Below are 2,907 nucleotides of genomic sequence, written 5' to 3'. Positions count from 1 at the left end.
CAGCAATGAAGGCGTCAGCCAGATTATTAACGACCCGCGGATCGCCGCCGTGACGCTGACTGGCAGCATGCGTGCCGGGAAGGCCATTGGCGCCCAGGCGGGCGCGGCGCTGAAGAAGTGCGTGCTGGAGCTGGGTGGTTCCGATCCGTTTATCGTCCTTAACGATGCGGATCTGGATGAAGCGGTAAATGCCGCCGTAATCGGGCGTTACCAGAACACCGGGCAGGTGTGCGCCGCCGCCAAGCGCTTTATCGTTGAAGCGGGCGTGGCCGATGCCTTCAGTGAAAAATTCGTTGCCGCCGCGGCGCGTCTGAAAATGGGCGATCCGCTGGACGAGGCTAACTATCTGGGTCCGATGGCGCGCTACGATCTGCGCGACGAGCTGCACCAGCAGGTGAGCGATACCCTTGCTGAGGGGGCGCAGCTGCTGCTCGGCGGTGAGAAGGTTGCGGGCGCGGGCAACTATTACGCGCCGACGGTACTGGGTAACGTTACCCCGGAGATGACCGCTTTTCGCCAGGAGATGTTCGGCCCGGTGGCGACTATCACCGTTGCCCGCGACGCCGAACACGCCCTGGCGCTTGCTAACGACAGCGAGTTTGGCCTGTCCGCGACGGTGTACACCGCCGATGCGGCGCAGGCAGATCGTTTTGCCCGCGAGCTGGAGTGCGGCGGGGTGTTTATTAACGGCTACAGCGCCTCTGACGCCCGGGTGGCCTTCGGCGGCGTGAAAAAAAGCGGCTTTGGTCGCGAGCTGTCGCACTTCGGCCTGCACGAGTTCTGCAACGCGCAAACCGTGTGGAAAGACCGGCGCTAGCCTTCTCAGTCCCCGCCTCACGGGCGGGGACGCTACCCCTTCATATTTTGTCTTCCGGCAATTGATTACCCTCCACACGCTGCTATACTCCGGCCCGAAACAGACTCCGGAGCAGGATGAGAGTGGCTACGCGTATTGATAATGAGATGCTGGGCGAGGTTCTGGCAGAGGCGGTCCCGCTGATTGGGCAGGGCAAAGTGGCAGATTACATTCCCGCGCTGGCCTCCGTTGACGGCCGCAAGCTCGGCATCGCCATCCGCACCGTCAGCGGCGAGTGCTTTTCCGCCGGCGATGCCGCAGAGCGCTTTTCGATCCAGTCAATCTCGAAAGTGCTGAGCCTGGTAGTGGCGATGAACCACTACGAAGAGCAGGAAATCTGGCGTCGCGTAGGTAAAGATCCCTCCGGGCAGCCCTTTAATTCGCTGCTGCAGCTGGAAATCGAGCAGGGCAAGCCGCGCAATCCGTTTATTAACGCCGGCGCGCTCGTGGTGTGCGATATGCTGCAGGGCCGCCTCAGCGCGCCGCGCCAGCGGATGCTGGAAGTGGTGCGCGGCCTTGCCGGCGTTGACGACATTGCCTACGATACGGTAGTGGCGCGCTCGGAGATGGATCACGCGGCGCGCAACGCGGCCATTGCCTGGCTGATGAAATCTTTCGGTAATTTCCACAATGACGTCAGCACCGTGCTGCAAAACTATTTTCACTACTGCGCGCTGCGCATGAGCTGCATCGAACTGGCGCAGTCCTTTCTGTTCCTGGCAAATCAGGGACGGCAGCCGGGCGTCGATGCTCCGATCGTTACGCCGATGCAGTCCCGGCAGATCAATGCCCTGATGGCAACCAGCGGTATGTATCAGAACGCCGGGGAGTTTGCCTGGCGGGTGGGGCTGCCCGCCAAGTCCGGCGTGGGCGGCGGCGTTGTGGCGATTGTTCCTCATGAAATGGCGATAGCGGTATGGAGTCCGGAGCTGGATGAAACCGGAAACTCGCTGGCCGGTGTCGCGGTACTGGAGGCGTTGACCCGGCGTTTGGGTCGATCGGTGTTTTAATGAGTCAATTTGATTTACTGTTTTCCCGGCTGGCGCGTTCAACATTCCGCTCCCGCTTTCGTCTCGGCCAGAAAGAGCGGCAGTACTGCTGGGATAAAGGGGCGGAGTTGATTGACAGCCACGCCGCCGATTTTATTGCTAAGCGGCTCGCGCCCGCAGAGCCGGCCAACGATGGTAAGCAAACCCCGATGCGCGGGCATCCGGTGTTTATTGCCCAGCACGCTACCGCGACCTGCTGTCGCGGCTGTCTGCAAAAGTGGCACGGAATTGCGCAACATTGTGACTTGAGTCAAGAGCAGCAGGCGTATATTGTGTCGGTGATCCACCACTGGCTCGTCCTGCAAATGAACAACAGGTAATTTTCCGTATTAAGGGTTTACGTTAATGCGCTCTATTGTTATTCCGCGAATTACCTGTTTCAGCGAAGCGCATCTGTTGCGCAATGTTTTCTTTCTGTTCCTGCTGACCACGCTTTTTTATGCGATGGGCGCGAAGCTGCGCCTGGTGCAGGAGCTCTCTCTGTTCTGGCCGCTGAACGCGGTCATGGCAGGAGTTTTCGCCCGCTACGTGTGGCTCAACCGCATCCACTATTACACCATTTGCTATCTGGCGATGGTGGTGTATGACAGCCTGACTACACGCTGGGGCGGCTTCGACACGCTGGTGATCAACGGCTCCAATATGGTGTTTATTATCGCCGTCGCACAGCTTGTAATTCGCGACAAGCAGCTGCAGGACAGCGATCCGGTGCCGATTAACGCGCTGCGCCTGTTTTTGTACTGCTTTGTGGCTTCGCTGCTGTGCGCGCTGGTCGGCGCGGAGGCGTCGGTGGGGGTTAATCATCAGGGATTTGGCCCGATGCTTGCCGACTGGTTCAGCGAGCAGTTCTCTACCGGGGTGCTGATCTTGCCCTGCGTGATGACCCTGACCATGCCCTATGAAATCACCCGCATTCGCTGGAAAACCCTGCTGCCGGCGCTGTCGCTGCTGTTTTCTGTATTTGCGGCAATGGCGATAGGCGGCGCGGGCAGCCTTGCTTTT

Annotated in this window: 3 protein-coding genes and 1 pseudogene; all 4 read left to right on the top strand. The window is 59.8% G+C overall.

The window, feature by feature from the left end; genetic code table 11:
- Positions 1–817 (top strand): aldehyde dehydrogenase family protein (locus QZ766_RS16430; RefSeq protein ID WP_297203809.1); only part of this gene is annotated, 817 nt, incomplete at its 5' end.
- 122 nt (positions 818–939) lie between these two features.
- Complete coding sequence (gene glsB, locus QZ766_RS16425) at positions 940–1,866, top strand: glutaminase B (protein ID WP_297203807.1); 927 nt, start codon at positions 940–942, stop codon at positions 1,864–1,866.
- Entirely contained in the window at positions 1,866–2,225 is a 360-nt protein-coding gene (locus QZ766_RS16420; protein ID WP_297203805.1) for a DUF4186 domain-containing protein, read from the top strand. The genes glsB and QZ766_RS16420 overlap by 1 nt, the downstream gene beginning before the upstream one ends.
- A gap of 25 nt (positions 2,226–2,250) precedes the next feature.
- Positions 2,251–2,907 (top strand): annotated as a pseudogene (locus QZ766_RS16415) (diguanylate cyclase); the annotation flags it as partial.

Source organism: uncultured Pluralibacter sp., from assembly GCF_913775985.1.
Classification (GTDB): Bacteria; Pseudomonadota; Gammaproteobacteria; order Enterobacterales; family Enterobacteriaceae; genus Pluralibacter.
Note: the sequence above shows the minus strand (reverse complement) of the source record. Positions and strands in the feature narration are given on the sequence as shown.

What these genes read in the sequence shown, in the direction of transcription:
- QZ766_RS16420 (WP_297203805.1), top strand. Translation starts at nt 1,866, where the DNA reads ATGAGTCAATTTGATTTACTGTTTTCCCGGCTGGCGCGTTCAACATTC.